The sequence below is a fragment of the Methylibium sp. T29-B genome (assembly GCF_000576225.1).
GTDB classification, from domain to species: Bacteria; Pseudomonadota; Gammaproteobacteria; order Burkholderiales; family Burkholderiaceae_C; genus Methylibium; species Methylibium petroleiphilum.
Map to the genome: position 1 here is coordinate 1 of NZ_AZSN01000058.1, position 23,103 is coordinate 23,103.

The following is a 23,103-nucleotide window of genomic DNA, read 5'->3' on the forward strand; positions in this document are numbered from 1 at the left end:
CGCGCGCGGTGCTGGAGCGGCGCCCCGACGGCTTGTGGCGCATCGACCTGACCCGCGGCCCGCTGCACGCGCGCTGCATCGCCCCAGACCGGCCAGCCCGCGGTGGTGGTGACGGTCGACGACCAGGTGCTGGAACTGCCGACCGATCCCGCGAAGGGACCGCGCGCGCTGAGCGTGAGGACGACGCGGCCCGCCGCGGCGGGCCCGCAGAAGGACGAGGACGACAAGCCGTCCGGTACCGTGCTGCTGCTGAGCGGCCGCGTGGTGCTGGGGGAACTGCTGCGCCACGGCGGCGGCTGGCAGCAGACCACCTCGCCGCTGCTGCGCGAGGGCAAGCTCGAGGCGCGCACCCGCGAGCCCTTCACCGACCGCAGCGTGCCGGTGATCGAGGAGGCCCTGGACGCCGGCAGCCGCGTCGACACGCATGCCTGCCTGATGCATGCCGAGGCGCCCGCGCAGCTCGCCTGCCTGGGCACCACGCCGGTGAGCGCCACCGGCATCGTCTACGACAACAAGGATCGCGCACTCGACGTGAAGCTGCACGTGACGACCGCGCGCATCGGCATCGCGCAGCACGGCGGCGAACAGCGCGCCGTCGCCGTCACCTGGTGGAACCGCTTCGTCTCGCTGCAGTTCGTGCAGATGTTCGCGGCCACCCTGCTGCTGCTCGGCACGCTGGCGCAGACGGTCACCACGCTGCCCGGGCTGTTTCGACCCGCCCCTGACGACCCACCCTCCTGCCCGATGACACCCCTCCCGATCGCCCGATGGTTCGGTCTGCTGCTGGCACCGGCCCTGATCTCCACCGCCGGCGCCGAGCCGGTCGACATCCGCCAGGGCGACTCGAACGGCTCGGGCTACGGCTTTCGGCGCGGCGACAACTGCCTCGTCGTCACCGCCGGCCACGTGGTCGCGGAGACCGGCGCCGACATCACCGTCACCGACCGCCAGGGCGGCAAGGCCACCGGACAGCGTATCTACTACAACCCGTCGCGCACCGAGGACCTGGCACTGATCGAACTGCCGGCGCGCTCCGTCGTGGCCTGCAACGACCGCTGGCCCGATGCGTCGGAAGTGGCGCCCGCCGCCGCTGCCGCGAACGCGCCCTTCGAGGTGGTGCGCCACTACCCCGGCGGCCGCGAGACCATCGTGCGGCTGCGCGCGGCCGGCGGCACCTCGCAATGGCACACGCTGGCCTTCGAGGACAAGCTGCGCATCATCCAGTCCGACAGCGGCTCGATCGTGCGCTCGAACGGCCGCTTCGCCGGCATCGTGGTGAGCGTGCGCGAGGCCGACGACCGCGTGGACGTGCTGCGTTTCGACGTCATCGACCGCCTGGTCGGCGACCGCTTCCGCACCGTGGTGCGCGGCGTGCCGGTCGCGCTGGAAGGCGTGAAGCAGCGCGGCCGCGTCAACCCCAACTGGACCACCTACGTCGCATCGTGGCTGAGCGAGTCCGCCGGCCGTCCGGTGGTGCCGCAGCAGGATGCGAGCGCGCGCTGCCGCATCGGCGTCGACGTCATCGAGTGGGCGCGTTCCCGGGTCGACAACCCCGAGTACGACAAGCTCGAGAGCGCGCTGCGTGCCTGCACGCAGGGCGTGTCGATCGGCGGCGTGCCGCTCGGTCTGAAACTGCCGGGCACCGACCGCGCCAGCTGCCAGCGCCAGGTGCGCGAGCGGATGCGCGGCGTGCCGCGCGTGCTGCCGTCGCACAAGCTCACGCTCAACGTCACCATGACGCCGCGCCAGCGCGCGCCCGTCAGCAAGCTGCAGACGACCGAACATGTCGAGGACGGCAGCAAGGGCGGCGCGCGCGCCGAGACCGAGCTCACGGTGCTGCAGCAGTCGTTCGCGCAGGTGGCCGGCGAGCTGTTCAGCGCCGGGGCCTGCGAGTAGCGCGCCGGGCGGCGCTCAGGCCGCGTGCGCCTCCGCCGCCAGCGGCTCGGGGGCGCACCCGCAGCGCCCACATCACGCCGGCGATCAACAGCGCCACGCCGGCGATCGTGAGCGGACCGGGCCATTCCTGGCGCAGCGCGTAGGCATAGGCCAGCGCCGACAGCGTCTCGAACACGATGAGCTGGCCGACCAGCGAGGTCGGCAGCCGCTGGCTGGCCTCGTTCCAGCACAGCGTGCCCAGCCACGACGCGAACAGCCCGATCGCCAGCATCAGCCCGATGAAGCGCCCGGGCGTCGGTCCGAACGGCATGTCGAAGCCGCCGCCCTGCAGCGCGTTCCAGGCCCAGAACGCCGCGAAGCCCAGTGCCGCCGGCAGCAGGGTCGCCACGCCCTGCGCGGTGGCCCAGGTGCGCGGGCTGCGGTCGGCATGTGCGCGCAGCCAGTCGGCGTTGCGCAGCGGGTACCAGGTCCAGCACGCCACCGCACCGACGGCCAGCAGCGCGCCGACGGCGTAGCGGCCCAGGTCGGCCTGCGGGTCGGCGCGCAGCGCGGCGAGCTCGGCCTGGTGACGCAGCCGATGCCGGCCGCGATGAGCGCCAGCGAGGGCGCAGCCGGCCCCAGGGCAGCCGGCCGTCGCGCGCGGCGTCGCGCAGGTTGGAGGTGATCGCGATCACCACGGGCAGCGTGCCGATGATCATCGTCGGCAGCGGCCCGCCGGCGCGCTGGATGGCCGCCGCGAGGCACAGGTAGTACAGCAGGTTGCCGACCAGCGACAGGCGCAGCGCCTCGCGCCAGTCGGCACGCGTGAACTGCGCGAGGCGCGCGCGGTCCAGCCACGCCAGCGGCAGCGCGATCAGCCCGAAGGCGAGATAGCGCGCGAACGACAGCAGGGCCGCCGGGTAGTCGGCCAGCAAGGTCGGGGCGATGAACACCAGGCCCCACATCAGGCCGGCGGACAGCGCGAACAGGGTTCCGATCCACATGATCCCGCGAGCGTAGCCGCCCGCCGCGCAGGCGGTCTTGTACCGGCTTGCGCCTTGACCCTGCTTGCGACGCATGAATGGGCCGGCGTATAAGCGGAACGTCGATCACCCCGCGGGGTGGGCCCCCGCGACCACAGAAGGAGGGTGCCATGCGCAGACGCATCTATTGGCTGCTGCCCGATCTGACGAGCGCCAGGCGGACCATGAACGACCTGCTGCTCGCCCGCATCGGCGACGCCCACATCCACTTCGTCGCGCGCGAGAACGCCGACCTGTCCGGGTTGCACGCCGCGAACCTGCTGCAGACCTCCGACCTGCTGCGCTCGGCGCAGGCCGGGCTGGTGATCGGCGGGCTCGGCGGTGCGGTGATCGGCGTGCTGGCCGCGATGTTCTTCCCGATCGTCGGCGGCGCCGAGTCGGGGCTGGCGGCGCTGCGCGCGGTGTTCGCGTCGTCCGACTGGAGCGGCGCCGAACTGCGGTCGGCGCTCGATTCGCCGCAGTGGGCGATGGCGGCGGTGCTCGCGGTACTGGGCGGCCTGCTGGGGGCCTGGTCGTCGAGCATGATCGGCATCGCCGCACCGAGCGGACGGCTGCGCCGCTTCGAGAGCGCGCTCGCGGACGGCCAGCTGCTGTTGATGGTCGACGTGCCGCGCTCGCGCGTGCAGGAGATCGAGTCGCTGCTGCAGTCCACCCACCCGGAAGCGCATTTCGAGGGCGTGGAGCCGGACGTGCCGGCCTTCCCTTGAGCCGGGCCGCGCGCCCGGCCGACTAGCGCCGTCGCACCTGCCGCTGGTAACGCGCCGGCGTGACGCCGTAGCGGCGCGCGAAGCTGCGCGTCAGGTGCGCCTGGTCGGTGAGCCCGGTGGCCGCGGCGACCTGCGCCGCCGGGTCGCCGGCCGCCAGCAGGCGCTTGGCCTCGAACAGCCGCAGCGCCATCAGCATCTGCTGCGGCGTGACGTGGTACTGCGCCTTGAAGCGGCGCAGGAAATGGAAGGGGCTGAGGCCGGCCACCGCCGCCAGTTCGTCGAGCGTGAGCCGGCGATCGAGATGGGCGCGCAGATAGTCCACCACCGGCGCGAAACGCAGCGCGCCTTCGGCCGGGCTCTCACGTGCCACGCGGGCGTGGCTGCGGAACTCGGCCAGCAGCGTGTGCAGCAGGCTGTCGAACGCGAGCGGCTCGTCGGCCTGCCAGAGCCGCTGCAGCAGCGCACCGACGCGGCGCGCGCGTGGCGCGTCGTGGCCCACCGCGTCGCCGAAATGCCAGCCGCGCTCGCCGCTGATGCGCTCGACCACGTCGACATCGAGGTAGACCATGCGGTAGCGCCAGCCGCCGTCGGTCTCGGCGCGGCCGGTGTGCAGTTCGTCGGGGTTCATCAGCACCAGCGAGTCGGCCGGCGCCAGGTGGTCCGCGCCGCGGTAGCGGAAGCGCTCGACACCCGACTCGATGGCGCCCAGGCCGAAGGCCTCGTGGGTGTGCGGCTCGAAGGCGTGGCGCACGATGTGCGCGCGGTACAGCTCGACGCCCTCGCGGTGGCCCGGGCGGCGGAACTCGACGGCATCGAGCGGGTGGTCGAAATGCGGCGGCACGCCCTTCATCTGGGGATCATGGCATGCGGAGAAATGCCTGGCCCCGTCGCGCCACTGCTGTTACTGTGGGGGCCCGCTCCTGGAGAACCTTATCGCCCTCCAACGCCCCCCGACGCCCAAGCGGCGCTCCCTGCCGGCGGCTGCCCGCCCCGACCCACGTCGCGAGATGCTGCGCGATGGCCTGCGGCAGACCGTCGACCACCTGAAACAACGGCGCGCCGACCTCATCGACGCCGGCGTCATCGCCGACTACGTGGCCCTGAACTGGCTCGAGTGGCATGGCGGCAGCCTGCGGCTCACCATCGTCGGCGGCAACGTCTGCAAGCAGATGGCGCCTGCAGCGCCCACTTCCTAGACAGCGGCGGCGGCCGGCCCTCGGCCACCGCGCGGCCCATCGCCGCCCAGCCCTCCAGTCCGCCGGCCAGCGGTCGCACGCGCGGCAACCCCGCCGCCCGCAGCGCCTGCGCGGCGGTGGCCGCCGAGGCCTCGTTGGGGCAGTTGCAATACAGCACGATCTCGCGGTCGCGCGGCAACTGCGACGCATGCGTCGCGACCTCGCTCAACTCCACGCGCCATGCGCCGGGAATGTGGCGCAGATCGAGCCCAGCGGCGGCGCCGGAGCGCACGTCGAGGATCACGGGCTCTGCGCCCTCATCGATCAGCGCCTGCAGTTCGGCCTGCGTGATGCGGGACATCGCTGCGGCGTTGCGGAAGCGCCGCCGCCGCAGGTAGCGCCACAGCACGAAGCCGGCGACGGCCAGCAGCAGCAGCGCGGTCGCCGCGGCGCCAGCCCGGGCCAGCACGTCGAGCAGCGCCTGGATCTGCGTGCTGAACACCGCGCCCAGACCCAGGAACACCAGCGACCAGACGGCCCCGCCCAGCGCGTCGTAGGCGACGAAGCGCGCGGCGCTCATCCCCACCGCACCGGCCATCGGCGCCGCGACGACCGAGACGCCGGGCACGAACTTGGCCGCCACCAGCGAGCTGCCGCCCCAGCGCAGGATCAGCGCCTCGCTCTGGCGCACGCAGGAATCGGGCGACAGCGAGATGCGGCACAGCAGCCCGAGCACGCGATGCCCATGGTGCCGCCCGGCAACGAACCATGCCGCATCGCCCAGCACGTTGGCGACGACCGCAACCGCCAGCAGCGCCGGCAGCGACAGCGTGCCGCCGACCGCCAGGCCGCCGGCCACCACCAGCAACGGCGCGGCCGGCAGCGGCACGCCGATGCGCGCCGCCAGCGTGGTGGCGAACACGACGATCAGGCCGTGCTGGACGACGAGGGCGATGAGGGCCTGCACGCGCTGCGTTCCGCAAGAGTGGCGAAGCCGGCATTCGAGCACAGCGCGCGCCGCCGTGCCGGCTATGCTGCGCGCCCATGCCCAGCACCCTGGCCACCGCCGTCCACAGCGAACTGCTGATCCGCAAGAGCCGCTTCATCGGCTGCGTCGAGCCGGTGGCCGACCGGCCCGCGGCACTGCTGCGCGTGGCCGCGCTGCGGACCCTGCACCCCGGGGCCGCGCACGTGTGCTGGGCACTGCTGGCCGGTGGCGCCTCGGCGGCGGTCGACGACGGCGAGCCCGGCGGCACCGCGGGCCGACCGATGCTGGAGGTGCTGCGCCACCAGGATCTCGATGGCGTGCTGGCCACCGTGGTGCGCTACTTCGGCGGCGTGAAGCTCGGCGCCGGCGGCCTGGTGCGCGCCTACACCGACGCGGTGGCCCAGGCCCTGCTCGGCGCCGACAAGCGGCCGCTGCAGCGACTGCAGACGCTGCGCTGCGTGCTGCCCTATGCGCTCGAAGGCTGGCTGCGCCGCGAGCTCGACGCCGCCGGCGCCGGCACGCTGCAGGTCAGCCACGGCATGCATGTGGAGCTGCAGTTCAGCCTGCCCGAGGGCGACGCCGCGGCGCTGCGGCGTCGGCTCGACGACGGCGGCCAGGGCCGGCTGGTCTGGGTGGCGCCGTCGGACTGAGCCCCGGCCCGGCCGACAGGCGCCGACCATGGACAATCGCCCCTCCCCGGCCAGGCCGCAAGAGCGGCCGGCCGACGCTGCAGCAGAGAGAGGATTGCCTTGTTCAAGAACCTGACGGTCTACCGCATCGGCCCCGAGTGGTCGGGCAGCGCGACGCAGATCGAGGAGCGCCTCGCCACCGCGCGCTTCACCGAATGCGGCGCCACGCAGGCCCTGTCGGCCGGCTGGGTGCCGCCGCGCGGGCAGGCGCACGGCGCGCTGGTCGAGAGCGTCGCAGGCCAGTGGCTGGCGACGCTGATGGTCGAGCAGAAGCTGCTGCCGGCCGCCGTGGTGAAGCGCCGCACCGACGAGCTGGCGCAGCGCGCCGAGCACGACACCGGCCGCAAGCCGGGCCGCAAGCACCTGAAGGAGCTGAAGGAGCAGGCGGCCCTGGAGCTGCTGCCGATGGCATTCACGAAACGCGCGACGTTCCGCGTCTGGCTCGACCCGCAGCGGCGCCTGCTGATCGTCGACGCCAGCAGCCCGGCGCGCGCTGGCGACGTGGTCACGCACCTGGTCAAGGTGCTCGACGGCCTGCCGGTCGCACCGCTGCAGACCGCTCTGTCGGCCGCGACCGCGATGGCCGCCTGGCTGGCCGACGGCGAGCCGCCACAGGCCTTCTCGGTGGACCGCGAGTGCGAGCTGAAGTCCGACGACGAGCAGAAGTCGGTGGTGCGCTATGCGCGCCACCGGCTCGACACCGACGAGGTGCGGCAGCACATCGGCGAGGGCAAGCGGCCGACGCGGCTGGCCCTGACCTGGCAGGGCCGCGTGTCCTTCGTGCTGACCGACGCGGGGCAGATCAAGAAGCTCGACTTCCTCGACGGCGTGTTCGACGCCCACCCCGGCCGCGCCGACGCCGATGCGGCCTTCGATGCCGATGTCGCCATCGCCACCGGCGAGCTGGTGCAGCTCATCCCCGACCTGGTCGACGCGCTGGGCGGCGAGGCCGATCCCTTCGCCGGCGCGTCACCGCTGCCGGAACTGAAGGCGGCCTGAGCGCGGCGCCGCGGGCGCCTCAGCGGCGGAACATCGCGTTGATCTCGCCGAACGGCACGGCCGCCTCGGCGTAGGTGAACGTGCCGTCGGCGCGGATCTCGTGCGCCGCGCGCAGGAAGGCCCCGTAGGCGGCGCGCGCCAGCGACGAGCCCACGCTGATGCGCTTGACGCCCAGGTGCTGGAGCTCGTCGAACGACAGCGCCGCGCCCGCCAGGCCCATCACCACGTTGACGGGCCGCGGCGCGACCGCCTTCACCACCGCGGCGATGTCCTCGGGCGTCTTCAGCCCGGGGGCGTACAGCACGTCGGCACCGGCCTCGGCGTAGGCCTCGAGCCGGCGGAGGGTGTCGGCGAGGTCGATGCGGCCGTGCAGCAGGTTCTCCGCGCGCGCGGTCAGCACGAACGGGAACGGCAGCGTCCTCGCCGTGCGCACCGCGGCCCGGACGCGGTCGACCGCCAAGTCGAAGGGATAGATCGGCGCATCGCGACGGCCGCTGGCGTCCTCGATCGAGCCGCCCACCAGGCCGGCCCGCGCGGCCATGCGCACGGTCTCGGCGCAGGAGGCCGGATCGTCGCCGAAGCCGTTCTCCAGGTCGGCCGACACCGGCAGCTCGGTGGCCTCGACGATCGCGCGGGCGTTGGCGAAGGTCTCGTCGCGCGTGACCGCGCCCTCCATGTCCGGCCGGCCGATCGAGAACGCATAGCCGGCGCTGGTGGTGGCCAGCGCCTCGAAGCCCATCGCGGCCAGCAGCTTCGCCGAGCCGGCATCCCACGGGTTGGGGATCACGAACGCGCCGTCGCGCTCGTGCAGTGCGCGCAGTCGCCCGGCGCGTTCGGCCTGGGCCGCGGCCCGGGCCGCGACGCTTTCGTTTCCGCTCATCGCGTGCTGCTCCTGTCGTTGCTGCGGCCGCGGCGGCGGCTTCAGCGCTGCGGGTCCGCCGGCGTCAGCACCGGCCGCACACCGAGCACCGCGCCCCTGGACAGCGGCTGCACCAGTGTGCCGTACAGGTGCAGCCAGCCGAAGCGGCCGCCCGGCTCCGGCGGCACGAAGCCTTCGAGCCGGCGTGCCACCTCCTCGGCCGGCACCTGCAGTTCGATGCGGCGCGCCGTCAGGTCGATCTCGATCGCGTCGCCGTCGCGCACCGCCGCCAGCGGGCCGCCCTCGGCCGCCTCCGGCATCACCTGGCCGATGGTGATGCCGCTGTTCAGGCCCGACAGTTCGCCATCGGTGACCACCGCCACCTCGCTGCCCAGCCCGGCGCCAACGAGCGCGGCCATGAAACTGGCCGCGAACACCGTGCCCGGCCCGCCCTTCGGGCCCAGCATGCGCAGCACGATCACCTGACCCGGGCGCACCGCGCCGGTCTTCAGGCCCTCGATCGCCAGCGCCTCGTCCTCGAACACCCGGGCCTCGCCGCGGAAGCGGCGGATCGCCGCCGGCACCGCCGCCAGCTTGACCAGCGCGCCGTCGGGCGCGAGCGAGCCGCGGATGATCATCAGCCCCCGGCTCGCGCGCGAACGGATCGGCCAGCGGCCGAATGCAGGCGACGTCGGGCGCCGGGGTCTCGTCGATCAGCGCGCCCAGGCGCCGGCCGTCGGCGGTGAGCACCTCGCGGTCGAGCTGCGGCGCCAGCTGCCGGAGCACGCCGCGCACGCCGCCCGCGGCCTCGAAGGTCTCGATGCGGTCCGGCCCGTTGGGCCGGATGCGCGTGAGCATCGGCACCTCGTCGGCGGCGCGCTCGAACTCCGCGATCACATCGACCGGGCACTCGGACTCGATCGCGATGGCGATCAGGTGGCGCATCACGTTGACCGAGCAGCCGGTCGCCACCGCGAAGCGCACCGCGTTGCGGAAGGCGCCGGGCGTGAGGATGGCGCGCGGCCGCAGGTCCTGCTGCACCATCTCGACGATGCGTGCTCCGGCCTGCGCCGCCAGCGCATGCAGCCGCGGGCCGTCGGCGCGCACCGGCGCGTTGCCGGGCAGCGCCATGCCCAGCGCCTCGGCCAGGCAGTGCATCGAGTTGGCAGTGGCAAGACCGGCGCATACGCCGGGGCCGTCGATCGCCACACGGCACATGCCCTGCAGCGTGTCGAGGTCCATCTGGCCGGCCTTGACGGTACCGACCGCCTTGTAGACCTCCTCGATGTCGACGTGGTGCTCGCCGCACTGGCGGCCGAGCTGGTAGCCGCAGGCCAGCACCAGGCTGGGCACGTCCAGGCGGCCGGCGGCCATCAGGTGGGCCGGCGTGGTCTTGTCGCAGCTCGACAGCAGCAGCATGCCGTCGAGTTCCGCGCCCTCGACCTGCACCTCGATGTCGTTGACGATCAGGTCGCGCGTGGGCATCAGGTAGCGGCCCTGGCGGCCCGCGCTGGTGACGAAGTCGGACGGCGCCGCGGTGCGGATCTCCAGCGGCAGCCCGCCGGCGGCGCGGATCGCCTCGGCCACCCGCTTCGCGATGCCGTCGAGGTGCTGGAAGCACACCGACAGGCCGCTGGAGGTGTTGACGACGGCGATCTTGGGCTTGTCGAAATCGGCCTCGGCGATGCCCATCGCGCTCCACTGCGCATGACGCACCGCCCAGCGCGTGGAACCGGGCTCGAAATTGCTGCGGAAGGAACGGGCCATGGTGTTCGGGTGCAGGGAAGGAAGGGGTGAGGGAGGCCTGTGTCAGCCGTCGAGGCGGGCGCCCTGCCGGTTCAGCAGCTCGCGGATCACGCTGCCCGGAATGGCCCGCACCGGCGTGCGCTCGCGCAGCGCCACGGTGGCGGCCACGCCCAGCGCGTGGCCATAGGAGAAGCACTGCGCGGTGACGCGCGCCGAGGCCACGGCCTCGTGCTCGGCCGACAGGCAGCGCCCGCCGAACAGCAGGCCCTCGCCGCGCTCGGGCACGAAGCAGCCCCAGGGCACCTCGTACCAGTCGTTCAGCAGCCACTGCACGCGCGGCTTGCTGCCGGCGTGCAGCTCGATGGGCCAGGGCGAGCGCGCGACGCCGTCGGCGAACTTGCTGCCCCGCACCACGTCCTCGTTGCGCAGCGTCGCCAGGCCGCGTGCCTGGCGGGTCTGGCGCACGCCCACCTGCACCGCGGTGTCGTTGACCCAGCTCGCCTCGCAGCCGGCCAGCCGGTCCTTGAAGAAGCGGGCGTACTCGCGCACCTGGCGGCGGCCCTCGACCTCGGCCTCGGTGAAGTCGTCGCCGTCGATGCAGTTCAGCTCGCGCCCGTCGGCGCCGCGCACGCGCGTGCAGTTGCACAGCAGCTCGCCGGGACGCGTGGTCTCGAACAGCCAGATCTTCTGGCGCGGCAAGGCGTAGCCGGCGTCGGCCGCGGCAGCGATCAGCGCCGTGACCTCGGGCGGCATGATGGTGTCGCTGCCGTAGGCCGCCTTGAAACGCGCCACGTCCACGCCCTGCAGGCGGAAGATCATCGTCGGGTTCTGCACCACGCCATCGGCACCGCAGTAGGTCTCGAGGCCGGCCATCGCCACCAGGTCGGCATCGCCGCTGGCGTCGATCGTGAGGCCGGCGCGCACATCGAGCAGGCCGCCCTTGGTCCACACCGTTGCGCCGTCGATGCGGTCGCCGTCGCGGTGCACGCCGGTCGCCAGCGCGTGGTACGCGAGCTGCACGCCGGCCGAGCCCAGCAGCGCATCGGCCGATTCGCGCCACGCCAGCGGCTCGTGCACCCGGGTCCAGGTCTTGCCGTAGAGCACCGGCTCGGCCAGTCCGCCGCGTTGCTCCATCGCGGCGATGAAGTCGTCGACGAAGCCGTGCACGATCTGCTTCGGCCGCCGCGGCGCCTCCTCGGCTTCGTAGAGTCCGCAGACGGTGCCCGACAGGCCCGCCACCGCGCCGCCGCCGCAGAAGCCGTAGCGCTCCACCAGCAAGGTCTTCAGCCCGGCGCGGGCCGCGACGGTTGCCGCGGCCACGCCGGTGGCGCCGCCGCCGACCACGAGCACGTCGACCTCGACACGCTGACCCGGTCTCGCATCCATCGCCATCACCTCATCTGCATCGCGACGCTCGGCAGCCAGGTCACGAGCTGGGGCCACATCAGCGTGCAGGCCAGCGTGATGACCTGCAGCGCGATGAACGGGATCATTCCCCAGTACATGTGCCGCATCGTGATCTCCGGCGGTGCCACGGCACGCAGGTAGAAGATGGCCGGCGCCATCGGCGGCGTCAGGTAGCTGGTCTGGATCATGATCAGGAACAGGATGCAGAACCACACCGGATCGAAGCCCGCCGCGGTGACCAGCGGCGTGAAGATCGGCAGGAAGATCAGCACGATCGAGATCCAGTCGAGGAAGAAGCCGGCGATGAACAGGATGAACAGCATCATCCCCAGCAGCGCCCACGGCGACAGGTCCAGGTGCGTGATCATCGAGCTGGCGAGATTGATGCCGCCGCCGCCGATGAAGACGCCGGTGAACAGCGTGCCGCCCAGCAGCACGAACATGATCATCGCGGTGACGCGCAGCGTCTTCAGCAGCGACTCGTACAGCCCCGGCCAGGTGAAGCGGCCGTAGAGCACGGTCAGTCCCACCGAGCAGAGCGCGCCGATCGCGGCCGCCTCGGTCGGCGACGCCAGCCCCAGCAGGATGGAGCCGAGCACCGCGACGATCATGCCCAGCGGCGGCACCAGGTTGCGGGTGGTGATGGCGATCTTCTGCATGAAGGTCGGATCGCCGGGCTCCGGCGGGATGCGCCGCCCCATCTCCGGCTTCACGATGCACAGCACGAAGATGTAGCGAGGTAGAGCCCGGCCATCAGGAAGCCCGGCAGCACCATGCCGTACATCAGGTCGCCGACCGACAGGTTGGCCAGCGGGCCCATCACGACCACCACGACCGACGGCGGGATGATGGTGCCCAGCGAGCCGCCGGCGCAGATGGTGCCGCTGATCAGGCTCTTGTTGTAGCCGTAGCGCAGCATGATCGGGATCGTGAGCAGGCCCACCACCGACTCGGTCGCGCCGATCACGCCGCTGGAGGCCGCGAACACGATGCACATCAACACCGTGGCGATCGCCAGGCCGCCGGGCAGGCGGCGCGTCCAGATGTGGATGGCCTCGAACAGGCGGTCGGCGATGCCCGACTTCTCGAGCATCGCGCCCATGAAGACGAACAGCGGCACCGCGGCGAACACGAAGTTCGACGACAGGTCGTCGATCTTCTCGACGAACTGGTGGATGACGTTGGGACCGAAGATGGCCAGCCCGAAGGCGGCCGCGGTCAGCATCATCGCGAACGCCACCTGCACGCCGAGGAACATCAGCGTGAAGGCCAGCGGCAGCATGAAGAAGGCAGGTAATCGCTCATGACGGCTGAGCCTCTTGATCGTTCTTCGGGGCCATCAGCGACTTCAGCAGTTCGCAGAACACCTGCAGAGCGAACATCGTGAACGACAGGACGAAGACCGCGCGGAACGGCCACACCGGCAGATTCAGCGCCGACTGCCCGGAGGTCTCGCCGCGCGTGTAGCCGGCCATGAAGTAGTTGAAGAGCGCCACGCTCAGCCACACCAGCAGCGGCAGCACGACGGCGTAGGCGACGGCGTCGATGCGGCGCCGGGTCGTCGGCCCGATGCGGGCGCTGAGCACGTCGATGCGGATGTGCTCACCCTGGCGCAGCGTGTAGGCCAGCCCGAGCAGGAAGTGCGAGCCGGTCAGCAGGTAGCCGACCTCGTAGGCCCAGATGGTGGGCGCGCCGAACGCGTAGCGCGCGACGACCTCCCAGGCGGTGGCGAGCACCAGCGGCACGAGCAGCATCGCCGCGGCGATGCCGACCGCCACGACCAGGCGCTCCAGCAAGACGATGAGGCGGTTCAATCGCGACTCCAGTGGATAACGGGGCGGGCCCGCCTCGCAGGCGGACCCTTCCGGCCAGACGACACCCGGATCAGGCGCGCTTGACCTTCACCTTGCGCCAGTCGTCGGCGTCCTTCCAGGCCGCGTCGAACTCGACCTGGCTCTTGTGCACGCGCGCGAACCACTTGTGCTTGTTCTCCTTGGCCGTGGCCTCGGCCCAGTCGAGGCCGATCTTGCGGGCCGTGTACTGGACCTCGTCGTCCAGGTGCACCAGCGTCACGCCCTGCTTCTTGTAGAACTCCATCGCCTTCGCGTCTTCGGCGCCGATGCGCAGGTAGGTTTCCATCGTCACCATCTTGGCGACCACCTCGATCAGCTTCTTGTCGTTGGGGCTCAGCTTGGCCCACACGTCCTTGTTGATCACCAGTTCGAACGGCGCGGTCGGCTGGTGCACGCCGGGGTAGCTGAGGTACTTGGCGACCTTGTAGAAGCCGGGCGACACGTTCTCCCACGGGGTGCCCCACTCGGTAGCGTCGATCGCGCCGCGCTCGAGCATCGGGAACACGTCACCGGCGGCGGTGGTCACCGGCGCGGCACCGAGGTCCTTGGACATCTCCAGCCAGGCACCGGCGGTGCGCAGCTTCAGGCCCTTCAGGTCGGCCAGGCTCTTGACGGGCTTGCGCGAGTGCAGGAAGACCTCGGCGGTACGGATGAACAGCGGCATCGAGATCACGCCGTCCGTGTCCTCGCGGAACTGACGCTGCAGGTCGGCGCCACCGGATTCATAGAGCCAGTGCAGCATGCGCTCGGTGTCGAAGGTGCCGGCGTAGCCACCGAACAGCACCGTCGTCGGGTCCTTGCCCCAGTCGTAGCCCATCCAGGTGTGGCCGCATTCGGCCAGGCCGTTCTTCACCGTCTCGGGCACCTTCAGCGCATTGCCGAGACCACCGCCCGGGAAGGTCTGGATCTTGAAGCGCCCGCCCGAGAAGAACTCCATGCGCTCGGCGAAGGCCTTGGCGCCGATGTCCATGATGGGGCCACCGGCCCAGCCGGTGGCCATCTTCCAGCTGTAGCTCGGACCGGCGGTCTGGGCCAGCGCGCCGGCCGCGGCGAAGAGGCCGGCGCTGCCCAGGGTGACGTTGACGAAATTGCGACGCTTCATGGTTTGTCTCCGTGGGGTTGGATCGATGGCTCTGGCGGCCTGGATCGGGTGCGGTGGCGAGGAGACGGCGCCTCTCGACGCCGCCGGCAGGGCGGTGCGACCTGCTGCCGCAGGCCTCGCACCAGTTTCTGAATACCACTGATGTATTAGTTAAATCCTAGTAATCTCTTTGATGCATGTCAACGCGGGTTTTCCGCCGTGATGGCGGCCGCGAGCCGTGCCGGTTCGGCGCCCAGGACGTTGTGGCCGACGCCCGGCAGCGCCAGCCATTGCGCGCCGGCGATCGCCGCTGCGAGCGCCCTGCCATGCGCGAGCGGGCACTGATCGTCGGTCTCGCCGTGCACCACCCGCGTGGGGCACGCGATGCGCACCGCTCCGACCGACAGGTCGAGGCCGCGCGCCGACTGCCACGACCACGCCACCGCCTCGGCGTCGGCCACCTGCGTCAGTCCCAGGCGCTCCGCGCGCTGTCGCGCCTCGCTGCGCAGGGCGTCGATGTCCGCAGCGTGAAACCAGGTGGCCTCCGGCGGGCCGGCGCGCATCGTGCCCGACACCAGCACCAGCCGCTCGACCGCGCCCAGCCCGTGCAGCGCCGCCATCCGCAGGATCACGCTGACGCCCATGCTCCACCCCGCCAGCACCACCGGCTGGCCGATCGCCTGCAGCAGCTCGTGCAGCAGGCCCGCGTAGTGGTCGAGGTGGTAGTAGCGCTCGATCGGCCCGTCGTCGGCCGTGCGCCAGCGCGGCGAGGCGGCACGGCCCGGCAGGTTGGGCAGCACGCAGCGGTGCGTGTCGGCGAGCCGCTGCGCGACCGGCAACCAGGCCTCGGCCGTGCCCTGGATGCCGTGCAGCAGCACCAGCGGCCGGCCCTGGCCGAACACCCGGCAGTCCAGGCGCCCGAGCAGCGACGGGAACGGTGAGGGCATGGTGTCTCCTATTGATATATTAGTAATGTCTTACTAGTATTGCACGACGCCTTTCCCGCGTCGCCGGGTCGCGTGCCCGTCCGACCCACGAGCCCAGCCGATGCACACCCCAGTCAGCGCCGACGAGACCCTCTACTTCTGCACGCCTTCGCGCGTGCTGCTGGCCGCCGGCGCACGCCATCGCGTGGCCGCGCTGTGCGCCGCGCAGCGTTGGCGCTGCGCGCTGATCGTCACCGACCGCCATTTCTCGGGCCGCACGACGGTGGTCGACGCGCTGGTGCGCTCGCTGGCGGCCGAGGGCCTGGAGTCGCTGGTGTTCGACGGCGGCGAGCCCGACCCGTCGACCGAGCTGTGCGACAGCGCGACCGAGGAGCTGCTGGCACGCCCGGGCGCCGCGCGCATCGACCACGTCATCGCGCTCGGCGGCGGCAGCAACATCGACCTCGCCAAGGCACTGTGCCTCACGCTGCCGTTCCGCCGACCGGTCGCGAGCTTCGTCGGCACGACACGCTTCCCCGGCAGCCCGCTGCCGATGCTGGCGATGCCCACCACCTCGGGCACCGGCTCGGAGATCACGCCGGGCGCCATCCTGCTGCAGCACAGCAGCGCCACCAAGGTCGCCGTGATGGGCAATGCGCTGCGCCCGGCGATCGCCGTGATCGACCCGGAGCTCACGCTGAGCTGCCCGCCGAAGGTCACCGCCGACGCCGGACTCGACGCGCTGACGCACGCGATCGAGTCCTACCTGACGATGGACGCCACGCGCTTCGACACCGGGGGCGACGCCGACCCGTCGTACAGCGGCCGCAACCGCCTGACGACGATGTTCGCGCGCGAGGCCATCACGCTGTGCTTCGCGCACCTGCCCCGCGCCTATCACGTGCCCGACGACCTTCAGGCCCGCACCGGCATGGCCTACGCGAGCCTGTTCGCCGCGATGTCCTATGCGTCGGCCGGCCTGAACGCTGTGCACGGCCTCGCCTACGCGCTGGCCGGGCTCACGCACGCCTCGCACGGCAGCACCAATGCCGCCCTACTGCCCTACGTGATGGATGCGCTGCGGCCCTCGCGCCGCGAGGAGCTGGCCGACATCGCCGCGATGGCCGGCGTGCCGCGCGCCGACAGCGATGCGATGGCGCGCCAGGCGTCCGTCCGGACGCGCGCGCTGGTGCAGGAGCTCGGCGTGCCGGCCGACCTGGCCGCGTTCGGCGTGCCGGAGCGTGCGCTCGACCAGCTGGTGCACGACGGACTCGCGGTGACGCGGCTAGCCAGGGCCTATCCCCAACAACCCCCGAGGCCGACTACGCAGCCATCGTCCGGCGCGCTTATGCTGGTGAACTGTCGGGAATCGAGACGCCATGAAGAAGACTGCGGCCAGGAAGACCCCCAAGGCGACGACGACCCGCTCCCGCACGGCAGGGGCCGCCCACGGCGGCGGCGCCACCGCCACCAAGCCTCGCAGCCTGACCGCCACCGCCTACGAGCTGATCGAGGAGATGATCGTGAAGCTGGAGCTGCTGCCCGGGGCCGCGATCTCCGAGGCCGAGCTGTCCGCGCGACTGCAGATCGGGCGCACCCCGGTGCGCGAGGCGCTGCAGCGGCTGGCACGCGAGCACCTGGTGTCCATCCTGCCGCAGCGCGGCGTGCTGGTGTCCGAGATCGACATCAAGCGCCAGCTGCGGCTCCTGGAGACCCGCCGCGAGGTGGAGCGCCTCGTGGTGCGCTGCGCCGCACGGCGCGCCACCGAGCCCGAGCGCGCACGCTTCGAGGAGCTGGCCCGGGAGTTCGACGCGGCCGGGAAGCAGGACGACGAGACGCGCTTCATCCGCGCGGACAAGGAGTTCAACGACCTGTCGCTGCGCGCCGCGCGCAACGAGTTCGCGGCCGGCGCCATGGGCCTGATGCACGGCCTGTCGCGGCGATTCTGGTACCTGCACTACCGCCAGGCGGCCGACACGCCGTTGATGGCCAAGCTGCACGGGGCGCTCGCGCGCGCGATCTCGCAGCGCGACGAGGCGGCAGCGGCCCGCGCCATGGAAGACCTGATCGACCACAACGAGGCCTTCACCAAGGCCACGGTCAGCACCGACTTCTAGGCCCTAGGGTTTGCGCTGAATTTCGCTCCCGGTCAAGCCGGGCTGCGCGCTGAGACTAGGGCGGCAGCCGCGGCCTCGCTATCGTGCCGTCTCGGGGATCGACCGATCCCGCCACGCCACGCCGACCCGCAGGAGACGCGACATGCTGAAGTCGAAGATCAAGGAAGAGTACGTGCAGATGGACCAGGTGGACTGGAAGCCGTTCCCTGCGGCGTTCTCCACCGGCGGCATCCGCTGGAAACTGCTGCATGTCTCGCCCGAGATGGGCTCGTGGACGGCGATCTTCGACTGCCCGGCGGGCTCGTCGTTCGCGGCGCACGTCCACGTCGGCCCCGGCGAGTACTTCCTGACCAAGGGCAAGATGGATGTGCGCGGCGGCAAGGCCGCCGGCGGCGACACCGCCATCGCGCCAGGCTACGGCTACGAGTCAGCCAACGCACGCCACGACAAGACCGAGTTCCCGGTGGCGAGCGAGTTCTACATGAGCTTCCTCGGACCTCTCACCTTCGTGAAGCCCGACGGCTCGCCGATCGCCGTGATCGGCTGGGAGGACGCGCAGGGCGCCTGGGCGGCGTGAGCCGAAGCTTGCGGGAAGGCGCGCCTCCGGCGCGCGGCACCCCCGGACTTGCACGGGGTGCCGGCCCGCACGTCACCTTGGCGACGCGCGCGCACCGCACGCAGACCTAAGCTGCCACGCCCTGCGCCGGCCGGACATGCCGCGCGCCGGCACCCGGCACTCGAGAAGAACCCAACGGAGGAGTCACCGTGATCCCGAAGCTCGACGTTCTGCGAAAACGATCGCTCGCCGTCCTGGCCGCTGCAGCCGCCCTGCTGCTCTGCACCGGCACGGGCAGCGCCGAGGAGACCGGCAAGAACTGGCCCGACTACCACGGCGACTGGCGCGGCTGGCGCTACAGCCCGCTCGACCAGATCAACCGGAAGAACGTCAAGAAGCTGAAGGTGGCGTGGATCCACCAGCCCGGCGAGATCGCGCAGGGCCTGCAGGCCACGCCGATCGCGCTCGACGGCGTGCTGTACTACAGCGCGTCGAACAACCGCAGCTTCGCGCTCGACGCCGCCACCGGCCGGCAGCTCTGGGAATACATCCCCGAGCTCGACGCGGTGCAGGAGAAGTCGGTGTTCGGTTTCTACAACCGCGGCGTGACGGTCGGCCGCGGCAAGGTCTTCATCGGCGCCTCGGACGGCCACCTGATCGCGCTCGACCAGAAGACCGGCAAGGAACTCTGGAAGGTGAAGCTCACCGACCCCAAGACCTGCCACGGCTGCAACTTCACCTCGCCGCCCATCCTGGCCGGCGACGTGCTGATCGCCGGCCCGACCGGCGGCGACCTGGCGCAGCGCTCCAGGCTCTATGCGCTGAAGGCCGACACCGGCGAGAAGGCCTGGACCATGGAGCTGCTGAAGGACGACCCGAAGAGCTGGCCCGGCGACACCATCAAGGTCGGCGGCGGCGGTGCCTGGCTGCCCGGCCAGTACGACGCGAAGAACGACACCTTCTTCATCGGCACCTCGAACCCGGCGCCGGACTTCAATGCCGAGCTGCGCTCGGGCGACAACCTCTACACCGCGACGGTGCTCGCGCTCGAACCGTCCACCGGCCGCATCAAGTGGCACCACCAGGAGGTGCCGAACGACGCCTGGGATTTCGACTCGGCCTACGAGTTCGTGATGTTCGAGAAGAACGGCCAGGAACTGATGATGCACCTCAACAAGGGGGGCTTCGTCTCGGTCTACGACCGCAAGACCGGCGCGGTGCAGGACGTCTGGCGGATCGCCGAGGAGATGAACTGGATCAAGGGCGTGGACCCGAAGACCGGCGCGCTGATCGGACGCAATCCGCCGAAGTCCGGCCAGAGCGAGGTGTTCTGCCCCAGCGCGCTGGGCGTGCGCAGCTGGAACGCGGGCGCCTACAGCCCGAAGACAAAGCTCTGGTACACGAACGCCTACGAGATCTGCAACCGCGTCGTGATGAAGCAGCAGCCGATCGACCAGCTGGCGTTCTCGCAGGGCTACTACGACGTGGCCGAGCTGGAGATCATCCCGCCGCCGGGCAAGAAGGCGTCCGCACGGCTGGTGGCCCATGACCCGGTGACCGGCAAGCAGGCCTGGCGGCTGGACTTCGAGGCCCCGGGGCTGGCGCATGTGCTGGCCACCGGCGGCGGCCTGATCTTCAACGGCGATCCGCGCGGTCTGCTGTCGGCCTACGACGACCGGACCGGCAAGACGCTGTGGTCCTTCAACGTCGGCTCGGGCATGCGCGGCGGCATCGTCAGCTACTCGGCCGGCGGCAAGCAGTACATCGTCGCGGCGACCGGCTTCGGCTCGCTGTTCCCGGGTTTCGCGTCCATCCCGTGGCCGGAGTTCAAGAACGTGCGCGGCGGCGCGGCGCTGATCGCCTTCACGCTGGAATAGCGCGGATGGACGGGACCTGTCGATGACGAGAATGCGACCCCCTGACACCGCCGGCCCGGCCTGGCGGATCGCCGCGGTTGCGCTGCTGCTCACCGGCCTGTCGACCGCGCAGGCCCAGGAAGCGGCGGCCGTTCCCAGCGCCGAGGAGCTGCGCAATCCGGAGTGGGTGCAGGCCGGCCGCGAGAAGTTCGGCCAGATCTGCGCCTACTGCCACGGCAAGGAAGGCGACTCCGGCAAGAACCGACCGTTCCGCGAGCGTGTCGACTGGGACCCGGTGCAGATCCACGACGTGATCACCAATGGCCGCAAGCGGGGCGCGAACGTGATGCCGGCCTGGAAGGGCTCGCTGTCCGACGAGGACATCTGGCGCATCACGGCCTTCATTCGCTCGCTCGGCGGCCAGCCGCGCGCCCAGCCCTAGCGGATCCGCACCGCCGCCCGGCCGGGGCGCCCCATGGGTTTCCCTCTCGTGCCGCGGCCGGAATCTCACTACGCTGCGCCGGAGCGCCGGCCGTTGCCGCGCCAGGAAACCCGACATGGAAGCGAGCGCCTCGCCGACCGTCCCCGCCTCGTTGCCCGAGCCGCCCTGGTGGTCGACCACGGACGTGGCCCTGGCCGACCGCACCGACGCCTGGGAGGCCGCGCTGAGCGACAACTTCCGCCGCTGGCAGGTGCCGGACCGCGTGGCACCGGAGTTCAACGCGCGTCTGCGGCACCGCGATGTGGCCGGGCTGCGCGTGGTCGAGTGCCTCTGCGACCCCTGCGGCGGGCGCCGGCTGCCGCGCCATGTGAGCCAGGAAGGGGCGGCCTACATCGGCGTGCAGATCACCCGTTCGGGGCGCGAGTCGCTGCGTGCCGGTGACGAGCGCGTGGCCGTCGGGCCGGGCGATCTGGTCATCTGGACCAGCGACCAGCCGATGGAATTCACGGTGACCGAGCGGCTGCACAAGGTCTCGCTGATCCTGCCGTGGGACGACGTGAAGGAGCGGCTGCCACGCACCGGGCGCTTCCGCGGCACGGTGCTCGACAGCCGTTCGGGCATCGGCGCGGTGCTGTACTCGCACATCGAGTCGCTGGCCTCGCAGCTCGAGGATCTGGAGGCGGGCGAGCTGAGCGCGGTGCGGCGCGCCACCGTCGAGCTGCTGACGGCGGCGATGTCCTGCCGCCTCGAACCGGCGCCGCGCGGCCTGTCGCTGCAGCAGCTCAAGCGGGTGCAGGACTACATCCTCGACCATCTGCAGGACGAGACGCTGACGCCGGGCAGCATCGCGCAGGCGCACCACATCTCGCCGCGCTACCTGCACCTGCTGTTCGGCAAGACCGGGCAGAGCGTGTCGGCCTACATCCGCCAGCAGCGTCTCGAGCGCTGCGGCGAGGCGCTGAGCAACCCGTCCTACCGCGAACACAGCGTGGCCGAGATCGCCTACCAGTGGGGCTTCACCGACCCGGCGCACTTCAGCCGCGTCTTCAAGCAGCATTTCGGCCATCCGCCGGGGCATTGCCGCCGCTGACAAGCGCAGCGAGTCCGGGGTCCGTGCGCCCCCGTCCTACACGCCGACGAGCACGCTGCCGGCAGACAGGGGCCGGCGCCCCCGGCACCATCTTTCCATCGGTCGGGCGTCCGGCATCCCGCGGGGCGCCGCCGACCGTTTGCATGGATGGAAGGATTCGCCAATGAACAACGACCAACTGAAGGGCCGCATCGAGCAGGCCAAGGGCAAGGTCAAGGAAGTCGCGGGCAAGGTCGTCGGCAGCGAGAAGCTCGAGACCGAGGGCCGCGTGGACCAGGTCACCGGCAAGACCCAGGCGTCCTATGGCGATGCCAAGGAAAAGGCCAAGGACCTGATCGACAAGACCTGATCGCGCCGGCGCACGATGAATCTCGATTCACTGCATCCGTACGCGGCGCTGCACCCAGGCGCGACAACGGCTCGTCGGCCCATCGCGCGCGTCTCGCTGACGCCGTTCCGCGCCGCCGGTGGGGTCGTGCGCCCGCCTCAGCGGTGCGCAGAACTCCCGTCGCCGCCGGCGTCGCACCCGCCACCGCCGGAGGTGATTCCACCCGCACCGCCGCGCCCGGACGTGCAGCCGCCGGAGATCACCGACCCGCCCCCTCCGACGTGCCTCTGCCGGTGCGCGAACCGCCTGGCATGCCGCCACCGATGGCCACCGCGGCCTGACCGGCGGCGCCCGCCACGCGTCCGCTCAGGCGCCAGTGCGTGCAGCGAACCAGTCGCTCACGCCCGCGCGCTGGCGGGCGTCGAGGTGAAGACCGAGCTTGGACCGCCGCCAGAGGGCGTCGTCGGCCGTCACGGCCCACTCGTCGCGCTGCAGATGGGCCAGCTCGGCTTCGTGCAGCCCGGGAGCGATCTCGAGCCCCAAGTCGTCCAGGCAGCGGGCCTCGCCCAGCCAGTCCGTCGCACGCGTGCCGTAGGCGCGAGCCAGCCGAAGGGCCAGCGGCGTCGGCAGCCAGGCGTGCCGATGCCCGAGCGCCTTCACGAAACGCTCGAAGTCCTCGGCCGGCGTGCCCGGCGGCATGCCGGTCCAGGCCGACAGGTCCCCGCCGGGCAGCACTGCCGACGCAGTCCACGCGGCGCGTTCGTCGCCGAGCAGGCGCCCGATGGCGCCCGCCGCTTCCTCGGCCAGCTTGCGGAAGGTGGTGATCTTGCCGCCCCAGACCGTGAGCAGTGGGGCGCCGTCGGCGTGCGTCTCGAGCAGGTAGTCGCGCGTCACGGCGCTCGCCTCGTCGCCGTCGGCCTCGTCGAGCAGGGGCCGCACGCCGGCATAGGACCAGCGCACGTCGCCTGGCACGACCGGGCGCGCGAAGTAGCGGCTGACCTGCTCGCACAGATAGGCGATCTCGGCCTCGCTGGCGACGGCGTCGCCGGGGTCACCGTGCAGTTCGACGTCGGTGGTGCCGATCAGCGTGAAGTCTCGCTCGTAGGGGATGGCGAAGACGATGCGGCGGTCCGGGTTCTGGAACAGGTAGGCGTGCGCGTGGTCGAACAGCCGCGGCACGACGATGTGGCTGCCCTTCACCAGCCGCAGCTGGCGCGTGGCGAGTGCTTCGCCGTGCGCCGACACCACCGTGTCGCGCAGGAAGCTCGCGGCCCAGGGACGGCCGCGTTGACCAGCGCGCGGGCCTGCCACTCACCGCCGCCTCGCCCGCGCGCTGCAGCGTGACGCGCCAGCCGGCCGCATGGCG

At 71.6% G+C, this 23,103-nt stretch carries 20 protein-coding genes and 4 pseudogenes; 12 read left to right on the forward strand and 12 right to left on the reverse strand.

Translation table 11 applies throughout. From position 1 onward, the window contains the following. Positions 1-102: 102 nt before the first annotated feature. The gene (locus Y694_RS11130; protein ID WP_036232440.1) at positions 103-1,896 is read left to right on the forward strand and encodes a hypothetical protein; all 1,794 of its coding nucleotides are present in this window, start codon (positions 103-105) and stop codon (positions 1,894-1,896) included. On the opposite strand, the pseudogene Y694_RS11135 reads toward Y694_RS11130, so the two are convergent. Further along, positions 1,874-2,879: pseudogene (locus Y694_RS11135) on the reverse strand (DMT family transporter). The gene Y694_RS11130 and the pseudogene Y694_RS11135 sit on opposite strands and share 23 nt — an antisense overlap. 149 nt (positions 2,880-3,028) lie before the next feature. Here Y694_RS11135 and Y694_RS11140 point away from each other — a divergent pair. Then, a complete protein-coding gene (locus tag Y694_RS11140; RefSeq protein WP_036232442.1) occupies positions 3,029-3,625 on the forward strand; it encodes a hypothetical protein in 597 nt (198 codons plus the stop codon). 22 nt (positions 3,626-3,647) lie between these two features. On the opposite strand, the gene Y694_RS11145 is transcribed toward Y694_RS11140, so the two are convergent. Beyond that, entirely contained in the window at positions 3,648-4,475 is an 828-nt protein-coding gene (locus Y694_RS11145; protein WP_036232444.1) for an AraC family transcriptional regulator, read from the reverse strand. 157 nt (positions 4,476-4,632) lie between these two features. On the opposite strand from Y694_RS11145, the gene Y694_RS11150 reads away from it, so the two are divergent. Next, a complete protein-coding gene (locus tag Y694_RS11150) occupies positions 4,633-4,821 on the forward strand; it encodes a hypothetical protein (RefSeq protein WP_036232445.1) in 189 nt (62 codons plus the stop codon). On the opposite strand, the gene Y694_RS11155 is transcribed toward Y694_RS11150, so the two are convergent. Beyond that, positions 4,763-5,767, reverse strand: coding sequence for a rhodanese-like domain-containing protein (locus Y694_RS11155; protein ID WP_155935815.1), 1,005 nt, complete (start codon positions 5,765-5,767; stop codon positions 4,763-4,765). The genes Y694_RS11150 and Y694_RS11155 overlap by 59 nt on opposite strands. Before the next feature lie 77 nt (positions 5,768-5,844). On the opposite strand from Y694_RS11155, the gene Y694_RS11160 reads away from it, so the two are divergent. Both Y694_RS11160 and Y694_RS11165 read left to right on the forward strand, forming a co-directional pair. Beyond that, on the forward strand, positions 5,845-6,438 hold the full coding sequence (locus Y694_RS11160) for a YigZ family protein (RefSeq protein WP_011831221.1): 594 nt from the start codon (positions 5,845-5,847) through the stop codon (positions 6,436-6,438). 99 nt (positions 6,439-6,537) lie between these two features. Further along, positions 6,538-7,476, forward strand: a complete 939-nt coding sequence (locus Y694_RS11165; protein WP_036232451.1) for a recombination-associated protein RdgC — start codon at positions 6,538-6,540, stop codon at positions 7,474-7,476. 19 nt (positions 7,477-7,495) lie between these two features. Here Y694_RS11165 and Y694_RS11170 read toward each other — a convergent pair whose 3' ends face one another. The 8 genes and pseudogenes from Y694_RS11170 to Y694_RS11200 form a co-directional block, all read right to left on the reverse strand. Continuing rightward, positions 7,496-8,356, reverse strand: coding sequence for an oxaloacetate decarboxylase (locus Y694_RS11170; protein WP_011831223.1), 861 nt, complete (start codon positions 8,354-8,356; stop codon positions 7,496-7,498). A gap of 41 nt (positions 8,357-8,397) precedes the next feature. After that, a pseudogene (locus Y694_RS11175) lies at positions 8,398-10,102 on the reverse strand (dihydroxy-acid dehydratase). Between the two features lie 42 nt (positions 10,103-10,144). Next, positions 10,145-11,467: an FAD-dependent oxidoreductase gene (locus Y694_RS11180; RefSeq protein ID WP_036232475.1), complete on the reverse strand. Its 1,323-nt coding sequence runs from the start codon at positions 11,465-11,467 to the stop codon at positions 10,145-10,147. A gap of 5 nt (positions 11,468-11,472) precedes the next feature. Beyond that, on the reverse strand, positions 11,473-12,213 hold the full coding sequence (locus tag Y694_RS26490; protein WP_255343792.1) for a TRAP transporter large permease subunit: 741 nt from the start codon (positions 12,211-12,213) through the stop codon (positions 11,473-11,475). Beyond that, the gene (locus Y694_RS26495) at positions 12,198-12,770 is read right to left on the reverse strand and encodes a TRAP transporter large permease subunit (protein ID WP_253950342.1); all 573 of its coding nucleotides are present in this window, start codon (positions 12,768-12,770) and stop codon (positions 12,198-12,200) included. The genes Y694_RS26490 and Y694_RS26495 overlap by 16 nt, the downstream gene beginning before the upstream one ends. A gap of 19 nt (positions 12,771-12,789) precedes the next feature. Further along, complete coding sequence (locus Y694_RS11190; RefSeq protein WP_011831227.1) at positions 12,790-13,302, reverse strand: TRAP transporter small permease subunit; 513 nt, start codon at positions 13,300-13,302, stop codon at positions 12,790-12,792. Positions 13,303-13,372: 70 nt separating this feature from the next. Then, on the reverse strand, positions 13,373-14,443 hold the full coding sequence (gene dctP, locus Y694_RS11195) for a TRAP transporter substrate-binding protein DctP (RefSeq protein WP_036232453.1): 1,071 nt from the start codon (positions 14,441-14,443) through the stop codon (positions 13,373-13,375). Positions 14,444-14,622: 179 nt separating this feature from the next. Continuing rightward, positions 14,623-15,369 carry an alpha/beta fold hydrolase gene (locus Y694_RS11200; protein WP_036232454.1) on the reverse strand — a complete coding sequence of 249 codons (747 nt, stop codon included), beginning with the start codon at positions 15,367-15,369 and terminating at the stop codon, positions 14,623-14,625. A 100-nt stretch (positions 15,370-15,469) separates the two neighbouring features. Here Y694_RS11200 and Y694_RS23360 point away from each other — a divergent pair. The 7 genes and pseudogenes from Y694_RS23360 to Y694_RS11240 form a co-directional block, all read left to right on the forward strand. Next, positions 15,470-16,594: pseudogene (locus Y694_RS23360) on the forward strand (iron-containing alcohol dehydrogenase); the annotation flags it as partial. A 133-nt stretch (positions 16,595-16,727) separates the two neighbouring features. Continuing rightward, the gene (locus tag Y694_RS11215) at positions 16,728-17,465 is read left to right on the forward strand and encodes a GntR family transcriptional regulator (RefSeq protein WP_036232461.1); all 738 of its coding nucleotides are present in this window, start codon (positions 16,728-16,730) and stop codon (positions 17,463-17,465) included. Between the two features lie 142 nt (positions 17,466-17,607). Continuing rightward, on the forward strand, positions 17,608-18,042 hold the full coding sequence (locus tag Y694_RS11220) for a 2,4'-dihydroxyacetophenone dioxygenase family protein (protein WP_011831232.1): 435 nt from the start codon (positions 17,608-17,610) through the stop codon (positions 18,040-18,042). 188 nt (positions 18,043-18,230) lie between these two features. Continuing rightward, the gene (locus Y694_RS11225) at positions 18,231-19,898 is read left to right on the forward strand and encodes a PQQ-binding-like beta-propeller repeat protein (RefSeq protein WP_036232462.1); all 1,668 of its coding nucleotides are present in this window, start codon (positions 18,231-18,233) and stop codon (positions 19,896-19,898) included. A gap of 22 nt (positions 19,899-19,920) precedes the next feature. After that, positions 19,921-20,319 carry a cytochrome c gene (locus tag Y694_RS11230; RefSeq protein WP_011831234.1) on the forward strand — a complete coding sequence of 133 codons (399 nt, stop codon included), beginning with the start codon at positions 19,921-19,923 and terminating at the stop codon, positions 20,317-20,319. A 115-nt stretch (positions 20,320-20,434) separates the two neighbouring features. Further along, positions 20,435-21,409 (forward strand): helix-turn-helix domain-containing protein, encoded by a 975-nt coding sequence (locus Y694_RS11235; RefSeq protein ID WP_036248330.1) that lies wholly within the window; start codon positions 20,435-20,437, stop codon positions 21,407-21,409. Positions 21,410-21,572: 163 nt separating this feature from the next. After that, complete coding sequence (locus Y694_RS11240; RefSeq protein WP_036232464.1) at positions 21,573-21,758, forward strand: CsbD family protein; 186 nt, start codon at positions 21,573-21,575, stop codon at positions 21,756-21,758. Positions 21,759-22,103: 345 nt separating this feature from the next. On the opposite strand, the pseudogene glpD reads toward Y694_RS11240, so the two are convergent. Next, positions 22,104-23,103: pseudogene (gene glpD / locus Y694_RS11245) on the reverse strand (glycerol-3-phosphate dehydrogenase); the annotation flags it as partial.

Coding starts and splice junctions, on each gene's coding strand:
- Y694_RS11180 (WP_036232475.1), bottom strand. CDS start 11,467: ATGGATGCGAGACCGGGTCAGCGTGTCGAGGTCGACGTGCTCGTGGTC.
- Y694_RS26495 (WP_253950342.1), bottom strand. CDS start 12,770: ATGCTGCCGCTGGCCTTCACGCTGATGTTCCTCGGCGTGCAGGTGGCG.
- Y694_RS11150 (WP_036232445.1), top strand. CDS start 4,633: ATGCTGCGCGATGGCCTGCGGCAGACCGTCGACCACCTGAAACAACGG.
- Y694_RS11220 (WP_011831232.1), top strand. CDS start 17,608: ATGCTGAAGTCGAAGATCAAGGAAGAGTACGTGCAGATGGACCAGGTG.
- Y694_RS11200 (WP_036232454.1), bottom strand. CDS start 15,369: ATGCCCTCACCGTTCCCGTCGCTGCTCGGGCGCCTGGACTGCCGGGTG.
- Y694_RS11235 (WP_036248330.1), top strand. CDS start 20,435: ATGGAAGCGAGCGCCTCGCCGACCGTCCCCGCCTCGTTGCCCGAGCCG.
- Y694_RS11145 (WP_036232444.1), bottom strand. CDS start 4,475: ATGAAGGGCGTGCCGCCGCATTTCGACCACCCGCTCGATGCCGTCGAG.
- Y694_RS11170 (WP_011831223.1), bottom strand. CDS start 8,356: ATGAGCGGAAACGAAAGCGTCGCGGCCCGGGCCGCGGCCCAGGCCGAA.
- dctP (WP_036232453.1), bottom strand. CDS start 14,443: ATGAAGCGTCGCAATTTCGTCAACGTCACCCTGGGCAGCGCCGGCCTC.
- Y694_RS11160 (WP_011831221.1), top strand. CDS start 5,845: ATGCCCAGCACCCTGGCCACCGCCGTCCACAGCGAACTGCTGATCCGC.
- Y694_RS11215 (WP_036232461.1), top strand. CDS start 16,728: ATGAAGAAGACTGCGGCCAGGAAGACCCCCAAGGCGACGACGACCCGC.
- Y694_RS11140 (WP_036232442.1), top strand. CDS start 3,029: ATGCGCAGACGCATCTATTGGCTGCTGCCCGATCTGACGAGCGCCAGG.
- Y694_RS11230 (WP_011831234.1), top strand. CDS start 19,921: ATGACGAGAATGCGACCCCCTGACACCGCCGGCCCGGCCTGGCGGATC.
- Y694_RS11240 (WP_036232464.1), top strand. CDS start 21,573: ATGAACAACGACCAACTGAAGGGCCGCATCGAGCAGGCCAAGGGCAAG.